The organism is Maricaulis sp. (genome assembly GCF_048268525.1).
Classification (GTDB): Bacteria; Pseudomonadota; Alphaproteobacteria; order Caulobacterales; family Maricaulaceae; genus Maricaulis.
Window position 1 is genome coordinate 38,773 of record NZ_JBLWVH010000006.1, and the last position, 16,911, is coordinate 55,683.

Below are 16,911 nucleotides of genomic sequence, written 5' to 3' on the forward strand. Positions count from 1 at the left end.
CGCAAGCGATCAGTCGTGTGGCAGGGCTTCCATGAAGCGCACCGGCTTGCCCTTGCCCTCGGCCACAAGCTCGCCATCGCGCATCACCGAGCGGCCGCGAATGATCGTGCCAACCGGCCAGCCGGTGACCGACATGACGTCAAACGGCGTCCAGCCGGATTTCGACGCCGACCAGGCATCGGTGATGGTCTCGGTCCGCTTCATGTCGACCAGGGTGAAATCGGCATCCCAACCGACTGCCATGCGGCCCTTGCCGGCAATGCCGAAAATGCGCTGGGCGCCAGCCGAGGTCAGGTCGACAAAGCGTTCAATGGTGAGCCGGCCGGCGTTTACGTGGTCGAGCATGACCGGGACCAGCGTCTGCACGCCGGGCATGCCGGACGGGCTTTGCGGATAGGGTTTGGCTTTTTCCTCCAGCGTGTGCGGCGCGTGGTCCGATCCGATCACGTCGACAATGCCGCGCTGGATGCCGCGCCACAGGCCGGCCCGATGGCGGGCGTCGCGCATGGGCGGGTTCATCTGGGCCCGGCCCTTGATGCGCTCATAAATCTCCGGACCTTCCAGGGTGAGATGCTGGGGCGTCGCCTCGACCGAGGCGATGTCGCGATGCTCGGCCAGGAAATCCATTTCCTCGGCGGTGGAGATATGCAGGACATGGATGCGCTTGCCGGTCTTGCGGGCGAGGCGGACCAGGCGCTTGGTCGACATGATGGCGGCCTCGGCATCGCGCACATGCGGATGGCTGGTCCAGTCGCCCTCAACGGCCAGTTCGCGACGCTCGGCGAGGCGGTATTCGTCTTCGGAATGGAAGGCCGCGCGGCGCTTGATCGCGCGCAGGACGCGTTCCACGCCCTCATCATCCGCCACCAGCAGCGAGCCGGTCGAGGCGCCCATGAAGACTTTCACACCGCAACAGCCGAGCATGCGCTCCATTTCGGGCAATATGTCGGCATTTTCATTGGTCGCGCCGGCGTAGAAGGCGTGGTCGCAATGCATGCGGTTTTGCGCCCGGGCCAGCTTGTCGGTCAGCATGTCCGGCACGGTGGTGGTGGGATTGGTGTTCGGCATTTCGAACACCGCCGTGACGCCGCCCATCACCGCACACAGCGAGCCCGATTGCAGATCTTCCTTCCACTCCATCCCCGGCTCGCGGAAATGGACCTGGGTGTCGATTACACCCGGCAGGACCATCAGGCCGGAACAGTCGACCACCTCGCCGGCCGAGGCCTGCGACAGGTCGCCGATCGCCGCGGTCTTGCCGTCAGTGATGCCGATATCGGCATGGCCGCGCCCGTCATGATTGACGATCTCGCCGCCCTTGAGGATCACATCGAATGTCTGGCTCATGATCTTGTAGTCCTCTCGTAAAGCGCCTTGGCGGCATCATACACGCTATCGACGCTCAGGTCCGCCAGCAGGCTGGTCGAGGCCTTGCGACGGTCGTCATGGGCGCTGTCGATTTCCTCGAAGGTCGCCGGGCCGCGCACCGCATCGGTATGCGCGCCCCAGGGCGCATAGCAGCGATCATCGGACGGGCCGAACAGGCCCAGCGTCGGAGCCCCCACAGCCGCCGACATGTGCATCAGCCCGCTATCATTGCCGACATAGAGGCGGCAGCGTTCCAGGCAGGCGGCGGTCTCGGGCAGGCCGAGGCCCAGAAGGTCGATGAACTCGATCTCCGGCAGAGCGTCGAAAATAGGCTGGGCATAGAGCTCGTCACCCGGCCCCCCCAGCATCACCACCGGCGCGCCCGGCATCACCCCGTCCGGCCCGGTGAAGCGGAGGATGAATTCGGCAAACTTCTCCGCCGGCCAGACCTTGAAGATCCACGAGGCTGACGGGCAGATCGCCAGATAGGGCCCCTTTCCCGGCACGCGTGTCGCCGCTTCGGCGCGCACGGCGTCGGACAGGTGGAGCTTGGGGTCAGGCGCCGGGGCGAGCTTCAGCACGCTGGCGGCTTCCCCAACCTTGGGCACCGGAACGGCGCTCTGCTGGAGGATGCGGCGCTCCCTGGCGCGCAGGAACCAGGCGGTACCGGAACAGCGCAGATCGACGACCAGATCCCATTTCACATCAACGGTTTCGCGCCACAAATCCCACCAGTGCATCCCGGCCTTCTTCTTGCGCATCACGATGATGCGCTCGAGCCGCGGCGTCTCGGTGAACAGGGAGGCCGCCAGCGGGCCGCAGGCAATCGTGAAATGCGCCTCGGGGCGGGTACGCACGAGATGGTCGAGCACGCCGGAATTGATGATGGCGTCACCGATCCGGGTCGATGTGATGAAGAGGACGCGTTGCATGGGGACCGCAGATAGCGCGACGCGAAGGGCTTGGCCAGAGACGGACGCAATGCCATATCGGAGCCATGAACCAGCCCGCCTCCCTGCCCTTCGCCCTGCCCGACCGCCAGATCATCTCGGTCGCCGGCCCCGATGCCCGCGACCTGCTGCAACGCCTGATCACCGCCGATGTGCTGACATTGTCGGCCGGCACTTGTCGGCCCGGCGCCCTGCTGACCCCGCAGGGCAAGATCCTGGTCGATTTCATGATGTTTGCCGACGGCGACACGGTCTGGCTGGACGTTCCGGCAAGTGCGGCCGACGGCCTTTTGAAGCGGCTGACAATGTTCAAACTGCGGGCCAGGGCCGAGATCGTCCTCAACACCGATATCCTCGCCCTGTGGTCGACCACGCCCTTCCCGGGCAGTTGTGAGGACCCGCGCCTGGGCGGACGGGTCCATCGCGGTCTGGGCGAGGCGGCCAGCGAAACGCGCGCCATCGACATGATCGAGATCGAGGCCGGCATCCCGGCCTTCGGCCGCGATTATGGCGAGGCGGATGTCTTCCCCACCGACGTCAATCTGGACGCATTCGGCGGTGTCGGCTGGAAGAAGGGCTGTTTCATCGGCCAGGAAGTCGTCTCCCGCATGAAACGCCGCGGCACCATCCGCAAGCGGTCCCTGCCCGCCACATTCGCCGCCGAAGCTCCGCCGCCCGGCACCGCCGTCATGGCCGGACCGACCACGGTCGGCGCGATTTCCTCGGCCAGCGGACACCACGCCGTCATCCTCGCCCGCCTCGACCGCCTGCGCGCCGCCGAGCATTATTGCGAAGCCGATGGCCAGGAAGCCAATATCGTCGTTCCGGACGAGTTCTGGGCCGATCTGGAAGCCGCGCCGAAGGTCTAAATCTGGCGGAACAGGCCCTTCCCCAGACCCCGGGTCAGGTCGCGCCGGGGCGCAGCGACAATCCAGCGGGTCTCGTCCGGGCGAGGACCTGAATGCGCGCCTGCACTGTCCTGCCGCAGCCATGGAAGGGCGGCAGAACGGGTCTGTACTCAGGCTCCCGAATAAACCCTTAGATAGCGCCGGAACCCCGTCTATCTATAAGTATAATTTCAACAATTCGACCGACATTAACCTTTCGTTAGCCAGCCCGGACGCTAGTGGTTTCAAATAAATACAGACACTTAACGCAAGGTGGCATCCATGTTCGGTTCTACTCGCAGAGACTCGTCAAATTCCGAGGCCATCATGTCGGCCCTGGACACATCGATGGCCATCATCGAATTCCGGCCCGACGGCCACATCCTGACGGCCAACCGGAATTTCCTGGCCCTGACCGGATACCGACTGGACGAGATCAAGGGCCAGCATCACCGCATCTTCGTGGCGCCGGACGAGACGGCGCGCCCCGCCTACCAGGCATTCTGGGACAAGCTGGCCGCCGGTGAATACGTCTCGGACGAGTTCAAGCGCTTCGGCAAGGACGGCTCCGAGGTCTGGATTCGCGCCACCTATAATCCGGTTTTCGCGGCTGACGGGTCAGTGCGCAAGGTAATCAAGTTCGCAACCGATGTGACCGACGAAAAGACGCGCCACTTTATCCAGCAAGGCAAGTTGGAAGCGATCGGCCGGACCCAGGCAGTCATCGACTTCGAGTTGGACGGCACAATCATCAGCGCCAATCCCGCCTTCCTGTCGACGATGGGCTATGAAGAGTCCGAAATCATCGGCCAGAAACACGCCATGTTTGTCGAACCCCAGACACGGGAGAGCGACGAGTATCGCGCCCTGTGGGCCAAGCTGAATGCCGGCGAGTTCGTCTCCGACCAGTTTCGCCGTGTCGGCAAGGGCGGCAAGACGATCTGGATCCTGGGCAGCTACAATCCGATCTTCGATCCGACCGGCAAGATCCTGAGAGTGGTAAAGTTCGCCACCGACATCACCGCCGATGTCGAACGCCGCCAGATGCGCGAAAGCGCCATGCAGGAGGTCGAACGCGACATCACCGGCATCGCCGCCAGTGTGACACAGTCAACCAGTCGATCGACCGAGATGTCGGCAACCAGCCAGCAGGCCAGCATGGGCGTGCAGGAAATCGCTGCCGGTATCGAGGAGTTGGCCGCTGCCGCCAGCGAGATCACCCAGCAATTGGGCCGCGTCACCGAAGTCACCGCCAATGCGGTGGAAACTGCGCGTGTGACCAATGAGATCATCAGTGGCCTGTCGGAAAGTGCCAAGTCCATCGGCGATGTGGTCGCCCTGATCAACGGCATTTCGGAACAAACCAACCTGCTCGCCCTCAACGCCACCATTGAAGCGGCCCGGGCCGGTGAAGCCGGCAAGGGCTTCGCTGTTGTCGCCTCGGAGGTCAAGGAACTGGCCAATCAGGCAGCGTCGGCGACCGGCAAGATCTCGGACCAGATCGAGACCATGCGCAACTCGACCGCCCAAGCGGTCAGCGCTATCGACCAGATCAGCACCACAATCAGCGAGATCGATGAGGTCACCACCTCGGTCGCCGGGGCCACCGAAGAGCAGACGTCGGTGACATCTGAGTTGTCAGCGAGCATGCAGCATGTCGCGTCCGGGGTCGCCTCGATCAATGACGGGATCGCCGAATTCGCCGAGACCAGCCGTTCCATCGACAGCGCGACCCGCAATCTCCAGACCGCCGCCTCGGCGCTGGTCTGATACCGGGGAAAACACGGAGCTGGCCCCTGAGCTCCCACCGCCAGCAACGCTAGCCAGCCGTCGGCGTAACAAGCTCGGGAATGCGTTCCCGCAGGAAGCCTGCAAGAGCTTCGACTGCGGGCGGCAGGCCTCTCCGGGAGGGCATGACGAGGCTGAGCCGGGCATCCCCTGCGGTCCAGTCCGGTAGCAACGGCACAAGCCGGCCTGCGTCAACGAGGTCGCGGCAGACATAGTCCGGCAGCGCGACAATCCCCAGCCCGTCGGCCGCCGCGTGTTTCAGGGTGACCATGTCATCGCTGCAAAGCCGTGGCTCGAACGGAATTGTGATCTGGGGCTCTTGCTTGCTGCTGAGCGTCCAATGCCCGACTTCCGGGCGCCAGCCCAGCTTCAACCCGACATGCCCCGCAAGCGCCTCCGGCCGAGACGGGGTGCCAGTCTGCTCCAGATAGGCGTGCCCCGCGAACAAGCGCCATGTCACCGTGGCAAGGCGGCTTTGAACCAGGCTTGAATCCGGCAGCGGATCGATATGGCCCCGGATCGCCATGTCAAATCCGGACTCGACAAGGCCGACCGTTCGATTGGTGACCTGCTGGATGATACGAACCTTTGGATTGTCCGACAGGAAGTCCGCGACAGCTTCGCACAGGGCGAATTGGGCGACGCCGACAGAGCACGACAGACGCACCGTGCCGGACAGCGTATTCGCCTGACGGCGAACGGCCGATTCAGCGGCCTCGATTTCATCCAGGGCCATCCGCGCGTGTCGATAGAAGGCTTCGCCGGCATCGGTGACAATAAACTGGCGGGAGGTTCGCTGGATCAATCGCGTGCCCAGACGGTCCTCCAGCTGTTGCACATGCCGGCTCAGCCTCGACTTCGGAACATTGAGCGCCCGCCCGGCCGGGGCAAACCCGCGCTTCTCCACGACGTGGACGAAATAGTAGTAGTCATTCAGATCCATGATCCGGGCCCTTCTTCGTTCCGATTATAGAACGATTGTTTCCATTATTGCCACTTTTTGTCGGCATCGTTCCGCTGATATCTCCATTTGCAACAGATGGAGACCAACATGCCAACACAAGCCTTGGATAATGACGAGCGGATCGGACTCGACATTTCCCGACCCGTACGTGGGCGCCCACTTGTCATCGGTGACGGATTTGAGGCCCTTAGCTTCAAGCAGGATCGCTTCGACGGGCTGATGGATCCGCTGGTCATGGTGGATCATTTCGTGATGACCGAGCCGACCTTCGGCGCTCACCCCCATGCCGGCATGTCTGCGGTGTCAATTCTGTTCGAGGACAGTGAAGGACAATTCCACAATCGCGATTCGCTCGGGAATGATTTCGAGATCGCGCCCGGGGACCTCTACTGGCTCAAGGCAGGCCGGGGTGCGGTCCATGACGAGGCGCCAAGACCGGGGGCCAGGATCCATGCCTTGCAGGTCTTCGTGAACCTGCCTGCCAAGCACAAGGCGGACGCGCCGGCCTCTCTTCATGTTCCTGCCGCCGAAATGCCGGTGATCACCGGCGACAGGCACCGTGTACGTGTGGTGCTGGGGCAGAGCGATGGTGTCATCGGGGCATCCTCGCCGGCGCTGCCCCTGACGATCCTCGACATCCACCTGCAAGCTGGCGGGGCGTTCACGCAACACGGCAAGACACGGCAGGCGTCATGGCTGCTGGTGGTTGATGGTAAGGCGCGCCTCCAGGCGGGCGAGACCTGGGCCATCCTGGACAAGGGCACCGCCATCGCGCTTCGAAGCCATGCCGATGCACCCTCGGTACGCGTTCAAAGTGACGCCGGTGCGCATCTCGTTCTTCTGCAAGGCGAGCCTGTGCGCGAGACCTTCGTGCAACAGGGCCCATTCGTGATGAGCACCGCCAAGGAAATCGAGGCCGTGCAGGCGGCCTACGCGGCCGGCCAGCTTGGCGCCATCGACTGAAATCCCACCCTGCCAATTTCGGCACTTTCAACGGCTTCAACCAAAAGGAGAACGCCATGACCCATATCCTGAACCCTGAACCCCTCACGGCGGAGAATGCCGCGCTTGTACTGGTCGACCATCAGGTCGGTCTGATGACGGGCGTCCGCGACTACTCCGTCGCCGAGCTCAAACACAATGTGGTGGGTCTCGCGAAAGCCGCCAAGGCTCTCGGATTACCGATCATTACCACCACGACTTCGGCGGATACGCTCTGGGGCCCGGCCTTTCCCGAGCTGACAGCGGCGCTGCCAGACCAGGATTTCATTGATCGCACCACGGTCAATGCATGGGATGATCCCCGTGTCGAAGCCGCGATCCGGGCGACCGGCCGCAAGAAACTCATCTTTGCAGGCGTTTCACTCGAGGTTTGCGCAGCATTTCCCGCCATGCGAGCCGTGCGCGAAGGGTTCGAAGCCTATGTCGCCGTTGATGCCAGCGGGACGTTCAACATGACCAAACGAGAGACGGGGCTCATGCGCCTCGTGCAAAGCGGCGTCGTGGTGGCGGACGGTGCCAGCCTGATGGTCGAGATCCTGGCCGACAACGCCGCGTCGCAAGCCGGTCAGGTCTATCAAGGTCTCGACATGGACTGGGCGAATCTCGTCGGTCAGGTCCGCGCAAGTTCAGCCGCGTAAGGCCCAATCCGACTGTCACAACGGCTCGACGTGGTGGGTATTCAATGTGCCTGCCCGCCACGTCTGCTTCTCCCCGCCATGGAGTTTCCAATGACCCAATCCTCCCCGGTTGGCCAGGCGCCACCCCGCCATAAAGTCGCGTTTCTCACTTTCGTCGGTCTACTGACGCCGGTGTATTTCATTCCAGAGGCGCTTTTCCGGCTTCTGCCAGGCGAAAAACTGCTTGTGACGATCCTCGCCGTCGCCCTCATCGTCCCTTTGATGATGTATGCAATCATGCCCGTTCTCATGCGTGTCTTCGACGGCTGGATGAAACGGTAGCGCCGTCGGCCCGGCAGGACGGCCGCCTCCTGCCACAACGCTGGCAACAATCCCTGAGAATGCGGCTTGGCAGGCTGGTCCGAACAGGCTGCACTGGTTCGGATCATCGAAGGACCCATCCATGAACCAGCGCTGCGCCTGGGTGAATACGCCCGATCCGATCTATGCCGCCTATCACGACACCGAATGGGGCGTGCCGGAGTATGACAGCCGCGCCTTGTGGGAAAAGCTGATGCTGGACGGTTTCCAGGCCGGCCTCGCCTGGATCACGATCCTGCGCAAGCGCGACACGATGCGCCTCGCCTTTGACGAATTCGACCCCGATCGGATCGCTGCCTATACCGATGCCGATCGCGAACGCCTGCTGGCCGATCCCGGTATCATCCGCTCGAAATCCAAGATCGACGCTGCCATCGGCAATGCGAAAGCCTATATCGCCATGCGCGAAAACGGCGAGGATTTCGCGGATTATCTCTGGGCCTTTGTCGGCGGCGAGCCGATCCAGAACAGCTATGCCAGCCTGTCAGACGTGCCGACAAAGACGGCGCTGTCAGAGACGATCTCGAAAGACCTCAAGAAGCGCGGCTTCAAGTTTGTCGGGCCGACGATTGTCTACGCCTTCATGGAAGCGGTCGGCATGGTCAATGATCATGAAACCGGATGCCCCCGGCATGACGCGGTGAAAGCGTTGGTGCGGTAGGAAATCACCCTCATTTTCCCGGACGAAGACCCGGGAAAAATGGTGAGTGAATGGGCGCCCGCGCACACCCCACCTTAAATCCCTTGCCGAGAGAAAGCCGTATCCGCTTCTGGAGCTCAAGGGTGAAACCGCGAAGCGGCGGCTGCGCCGCCCTTGACCTCAAGAAGCGGATACGGCCTGCTGGCTGACAAGAGGTTTAAGGATTGCTCCGCGCCAGGCGCTTGAACGACAGCCCCTTGCCCACACGCCCCCAACCGCTAAACTCCCCCCATGCGCCGGCTGGGGAGCCCGCATTGGAGCGTGTCATGCGTATCATCCTGATTTGTCTGCCTGCCAGCCTTCTCACCGGCTGCGCCTGGCTGAGCGAAGGTCGAGACCCCAATCTGCCCTCTGCTGCCGAGATGGGGGCCGGCGAGTGCCGTCCCGCCGGTCCGCACGACCCTGCCGCGCCCGGTGAATGGGTCTGCGATGACGGCGATGGCGATGTCGAAATGCGCCCGCGTCACCGCGTCGAAAACCCGCAATAATGGCGTAAAACTCCCTACCCGGCCGCCAGCGCCTTGGCGTGATGGCGCAGATGATCCTCGATGAAGCTGGCGATGAACCAGTAGGAATGGTCATAGCCGGGATGGCGGCGGACGGTTACGGACTGGCCGGCCTCCCTGCAGGCCGCCTCGAACAGCTCCGGGCGCAATTGCCCGTCGAGGAATTGATCGGCCTCGCCCTGGTCGATCAGGATCATCTGGTCGGTCGGCTGCCGTTTGACCAGCTCGCAGGCATCATGTTCGCCCCAGGCGGGGCATTCATCACCGAGATAGGCCGCAAACGCCTTTTGTCCCCAAGGGACTTTCGTCGGTGCCACGATAGGGGCGAAGGCAGAGACCGAGGCAAAGCGGCCGGGCAGGCGGAAATTGAGCGTCAGCGCGCCATGGCCACCCATGGAATGACCCATGATGCCCTGACGCTCCAGATCGGCAGGAAACTGCGAGCCGATCAGGGCTGGCAATTCATGGGCGATATAGGTTTCCATCGAAAAATGCGGCGTCCAGGGCTGTTCGGTGGCATCGAGATAGAAGCCGGCGCCCTGCCCCAGATCATATCCCTCATCATCGGCCACATCCTCGCCGCGCGGTGAGGTGTCGGGCGCGACCACCATCAGGCCGAGCTCGCTGGCGACGCGCTGGAGGCCGGATTTCTCCATCACATTCGACCAGTTGCAGGTCAGACCCGACAGGAACCAGACGACCGGCACCGGACCCTTTTTGGCCTGGGGCGGCGTATAGACCGCAAAACGCATCGGCCCGTTGCAGGCCTCGCTGCCATGGTCATGGACGGACAAGGTGCCGCCAAAGGAAGTCCAGCTGGAGATGGGGGTGATGGGGGTGAGGGTCACGGGGATGGCTCCGGATTGATGGGAATGTCGCCGAGATAGACGCTTCTCCAGCGATTGTCCCCGGCGATACACGCCAGAAGTCGCTTGTCAGCCGTCAGCAGATCATGGCCGAGCCGGCGCGCGAGGCTGAGATAGAAACAGTCATAGGCGGGATGGTCGAGCTCGACGGCCAAGGCCGCCGCCTCCGACGCCAACTCGACCATCGGCGTCAGGCGTACCAGGCGCGGAAGGCGGTTGACCGCGGCTCCGCAGTCCGCTGCGGACAGGTCGCCGCGGCGAGCATATTTGCACAGGGCGTTGGATTGCTCGGCGACGATAAGGCTGGGCGCGTGGAAGTCAAAACGGTCCAGCGTCGCGACAGCCTGCTCGGTCAGAACATCGTTGACGAACCACTTCACCACAACCGACGCATCGACGACGACGGGTTTCACCGGTCCCGGTCCTCACGAATAATGTCAGTCGCATCCTTGAAAGCCGGTCGTGAGCGTTCGCGCATACCCTTGGCAAAATCGACAAAGCCTTCGCGGTCTGCCAACGCCGTTTCGGCCAGCACCTCGCGCAGGAATTGCTCCAACGACTTATCGTCCCGCGCCGCCATGCGCTTGAGATTGGCGACGACCGCGTCGTCGAGATTGCGAATGATGACCTGGCCCATCGGCGCCTCCTGATAGCGCGATGATATCATGATGGGGCGAGGTGGTGAATGGATGGAGTTTGGAACCTCATCCATCGCGCGAGCGAGCTCCCAACACTCCGTCATCCCACGGTTACCGCGCTCATCCTGCCGCGCCACCTGGCGCGCAAGGAACCATAGTTCGCTTGTCAGCCAGCGAACTCTCGGCAAGCGGTTTATGGCGGGGTGTGCGCCGGGGCGCGAATGGCGAAACGTCAAGTTTGTCATCCCTGATGGACGCCCGGCGAAGGCCGGGCGAAAGTCAGGGACCTATATGATTGCCGCCACATAGGTCCCGGATCTGCGTCCCGCTTTCGCGGGACATCCGTCCGGGATGACAACGGTGTGGGTGAGTAAGGCTAATACTCCACCACAGCCCGGATGCTCTCGCCGGCATGCATCAGGTCAAACCCCTTGTTGATGTCTTCCAGCTTGAGCTTGTGGGTGATCAGGCTGTCGATATCGATGCGGCCTTCCATGTACATGTCGACGATCTTGGGCACGTCGGTGCGGCCCCTGGCGCCGCCGAAGGCGGAGCCGCGCCAGACGCGGCCGGTGACCAGCTGGAAGGGGCGGGTCTGGATCTCGGCACCGGCGGGAGCGACGCCGATGATGATGCTCTCGCCCCAGCCCTTGTGGCAGCATTCCAGTGCCGCGCGCATAACCTCGACATTGCCGATGCATTCAAAGGAATAATCCGCCCCGCCGCCGGTCAGCTCGACCAGATGGCCGACCAGGTCCTTGTGGTCCTTGGGATTGACGAAATCGGTCATGCCGAACTGGCGGGCGATGGCCTGTTTGGCCGGGTTCATGTCGACGCCGACGATCTGTTTCGCGCCGATCAGTTTGAGGCCCTGGATGACATTGAGACCGATCCCGCCCAGGCCGAAGACAACAGCGGTGGAATTGGGCTCGACCTTGGCGGTAAACATGACCGCGCCAATGCCGGTCGTCACGCCGCAGCCGATATAGCAAATCTTGTCGAAGGGCGCGTCCTGGCGGACCTTGGCGAGCGAGACCTCCGGCAGGACGGTGAAGTTCGAGAAGGTCGAACAGCCCATATAGTGCAGGATTTTCTCGCCCTTGTAGGAAAAGCGCGAGGTGCCGTCCGGCATCACGCCCTGGCCTTGGGTCGCGCGGACTTTCTGGCACAGATTGGTCTTGGGATTGAGGCAGTATTCGCACTCCCGGCACTCGGCCGTGTAGAGCGGAATGACATGATCGCCGACCTTGAGGTCTTTCACGCCCGGCCCGACCTCGCGGACAATGCCGGCGCCCTCATGGCCCAGAATGGCCGGGAAGGCGCCTTCCGGATCGGCACCGGAGCGGGTGAATTCATCGGTGTGACAGATCCCGGTCGCCTTGATCTCGACCAGGACCTCGCCGGCCTTCGGGCCTTCCAGGTCTACTTCGACAATCTCCAGCGGCTTGCCCGCTTCAAAGGCGACGGCGGCGCGTGTCTTCATGGATCAATCTCCCCGAACCAATGGCTTGAAACCAAGGTCTCGCATTGCTCTGCCCCGGCGTCAAAGCCTCGCGTGACAGGCATGCGCAGCTGTGCAGGTGACGGGCCTTGGTGCAGCCACTAAGTTGCGCGCCCTGACATACCCGTTTCGGAGTGAAGTATATGAGCGCGGTAATCCGGTCGACCGGCCTTTGGACGCCAGACGAGTCCATCTCCAACGACGAACTCGTGGCCTGCTACAACGCCTATGTTGAGCACTTCAACGCCGAGCATGCCGACGCCATCGAGCGCGGCGCGGTCGAGGCGAAAAACCCGTCCTCCTCCGGCTTCATCGAGAAAGCCTCGGGCATCAAGTCGCGCTATACGATCGACAAGAAAGGCGTGCTGGACATTGCCCGCATGCGCCCGCGCGCCGAACCGCGCCCCAATGAAGCGCTGTCGCTGATGGCCGAAGCCGGTGTCGCCGCTGCCAAGGAAGCGCTGGAAGCGGCAGGCCGCGACGCCGCCGATGTTGACGCCGTAATCTGCTCGGCCACCTCGATGCAACGCACCTACCCTTCGATGGCGATCGAGATCCAGGACGCGCTGGGCATTGAAGGCTTCGGCTTTGACATGACCGTCGCCTGCTCCTCGGGAACCTTCGGCATCATCAATGCGGTCAACATGATCGAGACCGGCATGGCCAAGTCGGTCCTCGTCGTGACGCCGGAGATCACCACCCCGCAGCTCAATTTCCGCGATCGCGACAGCCATTTCATCTTCGGTGATGTCGCCGTGGCCATGCTGATCGAGCATGAGGACGTCGCCGGTGGCGAGGGCTGGAAGATCATCGGCCGCAATCTGATGACCAAGTTCTCCAACAATATCCGCTCGAATTTCGGCTTCCTGAACGCGTCGGAAGAGCCCGCGCCGGAGTTTGAGGATCGCTATTTCGTGCAAGAGGGCCGCAAGGTCTTCAAGGAAGTCTGCCCGATGGTCGCCGAGATGATCCTCACCGACATGGGCAATTTCGGTCTCGAGCCGGCCGACATGAAACGCCTCTGGCTGCACCAGGCCAATATCAACATGAACATGATGGTGGCCAAGAAGGTCCTCGGCCGCGAATTCACCGAGGAAGAGGCACCGATCATTCTCGACGAGTTCGCCAATACCGCCGGTGCCGGCTCCCTGGTCGCCTTCCACCGCCACCATGACGGTTTCGAAGCCGGCGAGAAGGGGCTGATCTGCTCCTTCGGGGCGGGCTATTCGGCCGGTACGGTGTTCGTCGAGAAGCTCTAGCGGCGACCGCTCAGGGCCAGGGCCAGTCTGAACACCGAGAAACTGACGCCCGTCACCGCGCTGGCGACGAGCAGGATCGTCATGTCCGGCTGGTAGAGATAAAAGGTCGCCAGCGGTGCGCCGAAGAGTTTCGGCATGAGGTCCACAAAGACCCAGGCCATGGCCAGGGTGGAGAACACCGGGAAGACCAGGCTGAACCAGCCGGCAATGCCGGATTTGGCTCGCAGACCGGCCCGCCCCATCCAAGCCAGCACGATCCCCGCAACGAAGAGGACGGGCAGGACCAGCACCATCACATAGAGGCTCTGCGTCCCGAGATGCGGGCCGGCGCTTTCAGGCGTTTCTCCAAGCGCAAATGCGCTCATGCCTGCCAGAATGTCGCCGGTCACGCCAAATCCCATGCCGCTATTGGCATTCACGAGCACCACCCCGCCCCTTTGCTGCGAGCGTGACAGGATGGCCAGGGTCTCGACCCCGGGGGTGAGCCCGGTGTGGTAGGCGGCATCAGCCTCGGCATCGATGAACCAGCCAAACCCGTAAAACGGTGAGGCGGCGCTGGCCGGACGCATCATCATCACCTTGTGGTCCGCGGTGATCAGGTCATCCTCGCCATTGGTCATCATCGCCAGATACAGAGCCATGTCGGCTGCGCTGGCGACGATACCGCCTGCCGGTGCCATGCCGCCTGACGCCCCGCCCTGCACGGGAACCGGGCGCCGGGCGCCAAACCAGGGTGTATGGCCGATTGCCATGCTGTCACCGGCCGCGCGCCCGCCGACAGAACTGTCATCCATGCCGAGCGGGGCGAGGATTTCGGTTTCGACATAGGCGGCAAAGTCACGCTCGCTGACCGCTTCAATCACCGCACCGAGGATCAGGTAATTGGCGTTGGAATACTGCCAGGCTGTGCCGGCTTCCCGGGCCGGCGAGGTCTCGGCCAGCTGGCTCACATTCCCGGCGAGCGTATTGTCCTGGTCGGCCCGACCGGTCTGGAAACTGTTTCCCTGCACGGTGGACCAGCCACTGGTATGGCTCAGCAATTGCCGGATCGTGACCGCCCCACCGGGCTGGCCGGCGAAGCCTTCGAGATAGTCCGCAACAGCATTGTCCAGATCGACCTCGCCCGCTTCCACCAGCTGCATGATGGCGAGCGCGGTGAAGCTTTTGGAGACCGAGCCCAGCGCGAAGGGTGTGTCACTGCTGACAGGCAGGCCACTGCCCGCGATGCGCTCGCCGCGCGACCCCACACGCAGATCGCCATTGTCGAGGATCGCCCAGGCCAGACCGGGCGCGGATGCGGCCGGCATGGCTTCGTCCAGATACGCATCAATCGCCAAGGATTGGGTATTCGCCTGCGCCAGAGCGGGCATGGTCAGGCCGGACATGACCAACAACGAAAACAGAAGTCGTACCAGATAGCGCCGCATGTCTTGCCCCCGTCCTGTCCCAGTCCTGTCCCCGTCCTGTCCCGCCAACACGCGTGCTCGCGCCTATGCACGGTCCCTGCCTCGCGGTTCGTGGTCCAGAAATATCAGGCATCAACAGCCACCACCAGCGGTCGCTGCGAAACAGGTCAGGCGGCGTGCTCGACGCACAGCAGGTTGCCGTCCTCGACGGTCAGGCCTTCCTGCAGCAGATTGCAGAAACCACCCTGACCCTCCTCGCGACCCGGCCTGTGATGGCGACAGGTGTGGCAGACACCGAAGGGGCGCCCATTCCGCTCCCGGATCAACCTGTCGAGAAGCTCGCCCAGCCCTGCGTCGAGACCGCGACGGCTGTCTTCCTTCAGGGCATCCATATGCGATGATATCCGCAGCAGGGGGTCATCCTTCAACACAGCCCGCGCTTGTGACGAGAGATCCAGTGTGACGCGGCGCCGGTCGGTCGCATCGGCGTGTTTGACCACAAACCCCTTGGCTTCCAGCGCGTTGATCGTCTGCGACACGGTCCCCTTGGTCAGGTTGAGATAGCTGGTCACGGCCGAGGGCGATCGGGAAAACCGGTTGGCGGCGGCCAGATAACGCACGACATCCCACTGCACCGGCTTCAGCCCGTGGGCATGAGCCTCGTTGTGGATCAGGCGGCTCAGCCGCTCGAGCAGGCGAGCGGAATGTGTGGGTGTCATCATGCCCTCACTGTATCGACTCAATACTACCCTTGCAATCGCCGGCGTGCCCGCCTAGATACGAAACCGTATCGACTCGATACTATTTTCTGTCAGGAGACTCCCATGCCGCATATTCCCCCCTTCGACCCCGCCAACGCCACCGGCGAACGCAAAGAGCTGATGGATGCCGTGCGCAGCCAGTTCGGCGCGGTGATCAACATGTTCGGAACCGTGGCCCATTCGCCGGCGGCCCTGAAGTCAATGCTGGGCAGTTTCGGCGCTCTCGGGACCGGTCGCATCGGTGCCCGGCTGGGTGAGCAGATCGCTGTTGCCATCGCCAACCGCAATGGCTGTGAATACTGCCTGTCAGCCCACACGGTCTTGGGCAAAAACGCGGGTTTGACGGCCGCGCAGATGGACGACGCCCGCAAGGGGCGGGCCGATGACGCTCGCACCCAGGCAGCGCTCGATTTCGCCCTCGCCGTCGTGGAGCAACGCGGGCATGTCGATCCGTCGGCGCTGGCTGAATTGCGCGCCGCCGGCTTCGATGACGAAGAGATTGTCGAGATCGTCGCTCACATCGCGCTCAACCTGTTCACCAACTACGTCAATGTCGTGTTCGACGTGGAAGTCGACTTCCCCAGCGTCAAACCCGTCAGCGCCAGCTAGGCCAGCCGGCCCGCCGGCTCCGGCTGGCGGGCCGCCCTTCAAGAGCGAAAATCATGAACCTGAAAAAAGCCCCGGAACTCATCACGACCGAATCGGTCAATGGCGGTGACGTGCCGCCCTCACTGGCAAGCCTCTCGGGACGCGTCATCCTGCTCGAATGCTTTCAGATGCTGTGCCCGGGCTGTGTTTCACATGCCCTGCCGCAAGCCCGGCGGGCCGACCTCGCCTTTCGCAAACAAGGGCTAGTCGTGCTCGGCCTGCACAGCGTGTTCGAGCACCACGAAGCCCAGGGACATCGCGCCGCGCTGGCTGCCTTCATGCATGAAAACCGGATCACCTTCCCGGTCGGCATCGATGCCCCGGCCACGTCCGGAATTATCCCGCAGACCATGACCCGCTATGGCATGCAGGGCACCCCGACCAGCATTCTGATCGACGCCGGCGGACATGTTCGGCTGCAACGCTTCGGGTCCATCACCGACCTGGAACTCGGTGCTGCAATCGGCAGCCTGCTGAACGAGGCCGGCCAACCCGGCGCATCGACCAAACCCTGACAGCTTCTGTCACCCCGCCGCGCCATCCTGCCTTTCAACACAGGAGAGACATCATGCGGCGCCATTCGATATTCGAATATGCATCCAATACCCTCGACGCAGTCGTCTGGGTCGGTTTCGTCGTCGTGCTGAGCGGGCTGTAGCCCGCACACAC

The 16,911-nt window shown here is 63.0% G+C and carries 19 protein-coding genes; 10 read left to right on the forward strand and 9 right to left on the reverse strand.

The genetic code is table 11. The features are described from left to right. Positions 1-9: 9 nt before the first annotated feature. Positions 10-1,347, reverse strand: coding sequence for a dihydroorotase (locus tag ACN0X9_RS04905; protein WP_417486497.1), 1,338 nt, complete (start codon positions 1,345-1,347; stop codon positions 10-12). Beyond that, on the reverse strand, positions 1,344-2,300 hold the full coding sequence (locus tag ACN0X9_RS04910) for a glycosyltransferase family 9 protein (protein ID WP_417486498.1): 957 nt from the start codon (positions 2,298-2,300) through the stop codon (positions 1,344-1,346). Before ACN0X9_RS04910 ends, ACN0X9_RS04905 begins: the two co-directional genes overlap by 4 nt. Positions 2,301-2,365: 65 nt before the next feature. Between ACN0X9_RS04910 and ACN0X9_RS04915 the strand changes: the two genes are divergently transcribed. Both ACN0X9_RS04915 and ACN0X9_RS04920 read left to right on the forward strand, forming a co-directional pair. Continuing rightward, positions 2,366-3,187 carry a YgfZ/GcvT domain-containing protein gene (locus ACN0X9_RS04915; protein WP_417486499.1) on the forward strand — a complete coding sequence of 274 codons (822 nt, stop codon included), beginning with the start codon at positions 2,366-2,368 and terminating at the stop codon, positions 3,185-3,187. A gap of 300 nt (positions 3,188-3,487) precedes the next feature. After that, complete coding sequence (locus tag ACN0X9_RS04920) at positions 3,488-4,975, forward strand: methyl-accepting chemotaxis protein (RefSeq protein ID WP_417486500.1); 1,488 nt, start codon at positions 3,488-3,490, stop codon at positions 4,973-4,975. Between the two features lie 49 nt (positions 4,976-5,024). On the opposite strand, the gene ACN0X9_RS04925 is transcribed toward ACN0X9_RS04920, so the two are convergent. Next, the gene (locus tag ACN0X9_RS04925; RefSeq protein WP_417486501.1) at positions 5,025-5,936 is read right to left on the reverse strand and encodes a LysR substrate-binding domain-containing protein; all 912 of its coding nucleotides are present in this window, start codon (positions 5,934-5,936) and stop codon (positions 5,025-5,027) included. 108 nt (positions 5,937-6,044) lie between these two features. On the opposite strand from ACN0X9_RS04925, the gene ACN0X9_RS04930 reads away from it, so the two are divergent. From ACN0X9_RS04930 to ACN0X9_RS04950, 5 genes are all read left to right on the forward strand, one after another. Then, positions 6,045-6,920 carry a pirin family protein gene (locus ACN0X9_RS04930; protein WP_417486502.1) on the forward strand — a complete coding sequence of 292 codons (876 nt, stop codon included), beginning with the start codon at positions 6,045-6,047 and terminating at the stop codon, positions 6,918-6,920. Between the two features lie 56 nt (positions 6,921-6,976). Further along, positions 6,977-7,597 carry an isochorismatase family protein gene (locus ACN0X9_RS04935; protein ID WP_417486503.1) on the forward strand — a complete coding sequence of 207 codons (621 nt, stop codon included), beginning with the start codon at positions 6,977-6,979 and terminating at the stop codon, positions 7,595-7,597. Between the two features lie 90 nt (positions 7,598-7,687). Beyond that, positions 7,688-7,918 carry a hypothetical protein gene (locus tag ACN0X9_RS04940; RefSeq protein WP_417486504.1) on the forward strand — a complete coding sequence of 77 codons (231 nt, stop codon included), beginning with the start codon at positions 7,688-7,690 and terminating at the stop codon, positions 7,916-7,918. Between the two features lie 121 nt (positions 7,919-8,039). Continuing rightward, positions 8,040-8,618, forward strand: coding sequence for a DNA-3-methyladenine glycosylase I (locus ACN0X9_RS04945; protein WP_417486505.1), 579 nt, complete (start codon positions 8,040-8,042; stop codon positions 8,616-8,618). Positions 8,619-8,923: 305 nt separating this feature from the next. Next, complete coding sequence (locus tag ACN0X9_RS04950; RefSeq protein WP_417486506.1) at positions 8,924-9,145, forward strand: hypothetical protein; 222 nt, start codon at positions 8,924-8,926, stop codon at positions 9,143-9,145. Between the two features lie 14 nt (positions 9,146-9,159). Here the strand turns inward: ACN0X9_RS04950 and fghA are convergent, their stop codons facing one another. The 4 genes from fghA to ACN0X9_RS04970 form a co-directional block, all read right to left on the reverse strand. Beyond that, on the reverse strand, positions 9,160-10,011 hold the full coding sequence (gene fghA / locus ACN0X9_RS04955; RefSeq protein ID WP_417486507.1) for an S-formylglutathione hydrolase: 852 nt from the start codon (positions 10,009-10,011) through the stop codon (positions 9,160-9,162). Beyond that, the gene (locus ACN0X9_RS04960; protein WP_417486508.1) at positions 10,008-10,442 is read right to left on the reverse strand and encodes a type II toxin-antitoxin system VapC family toxin; all 435 of its coding nucleotides are present in this window, start codon (positions 10,440-10,442) and stop codon (positions 10,008-10,010) included. Before ACN0X9_RS04960 ends, fghA begins: the two co-directional genes overlap by 4 nt. Further along, positions 10,439-10,666, reverse strand: a complete 228-nt coding sequence (locus ACN0X9_RS04965; RefSeq protein WP_417486509.1) for a FitA-like ribbon-helix-helix domain-containing protein — start codon at positions 10,664-10,666, stop codon at positions 10,439-10,441. The genes ACN0X9_RS04960 and ACN0X9_RS04965 overlap by 4 nt, the downstream gene beginning before the upstream one ends. Positions 10,667-11,043: 377 nt before the next feature. Then, entirely contained in the window at positions 11,044-12,150 is a 1,107-nt protein-coding gene (locus ACN0X9_RS04970) for an S-(hydroxymethyl)glutathione dehydrogenase/class III alcohol dehydrogenase (RefSeq protein WP_417486510.1), read from the reverse strand. Positions 12,151-12,311: 161 nt separating this feature from the next. On the opposite strand from ACN0X9_RS04970, the gene ACN0X9_RS04975 reads away from it, so the two are divergent. Next, positions 12,312-13,427, forward strand: a complete 1,116-nt coding sequence (locus ACN0X9_RS04975; protein WP_417486511.1) for a beta-ketoacyl-ACP synthase III — start codon at positions 12,312-12,314, stop codon at positions 13,425-13,427. On the opposite strand, the gene ACN0X9_RS04980 is transcribed toward ACN0X9_RS04975, so the two are convergent. Further along, a complete protein-coding gene (locus tag ACN0X9_RS04980; RefSeq protein ID WP_417486512.1) occupies positions 13,424-14,854 on the reverse strand; it encodes a serine hydrolase domain-containing protein in 1,431 nt (476 codons plus the stop codon). The two genes, ACN0X9_RS04975 and ACN0X9_RS04980, sit on opposite strands and share 4 nt — an antisense overlap. A gap of 146 nt (positions 14,855-15,000) precedes the next feature. Beyond that, positions 15,001-15,555 carry a MarR family winged helix-turn-helix transcriptional regulator gene (locus ACN0X9_RS04985; protein ID WP_417486513.1) on the reverse strand — a complete coding sequence of 185 codons (555 nt, stop codon included), beginning with the start codon at positions 15,553-15,555 and terminating at the stop codon, positions 15,001-15,003. 102 nt (positions 15,556-15,657) lie between these two features. On the opposite strand from ACN0X9_RS04985, the gene ACN0X9_RS04990 reads away from it, so the two are divergent. Both ACN0X9_RS04990 and ACN0X9_RS04995 read left to right on the forward strand, forming a co-directional pair. Further along, the gene (locus ACN0X9_RS04990; RefSeq protein ID WP_417486514.1) at positions 15,658-16,203 is read left to right on the forward strand and encodes a carboxymuconolactone decarboxylase family protein; all 546 of its coding nucleotides are present in this window, start codon (positions 15,658-15,660) and stop codon (positions 16,201-16,203) included. Positions 16,204-16,256: 53 nt separating this feature from the next. Beyond that, entirely contained in the window at positions 16,257-16,757 is a 501-nt protein-coding gene (locus ACN0X9_RS04995) for a peroxiredoxin family protein (RefSeq protein WP_417486515.1), read from the forward strand. Positions 16,758-16,911: the final 154 nt, after the last annotated feature.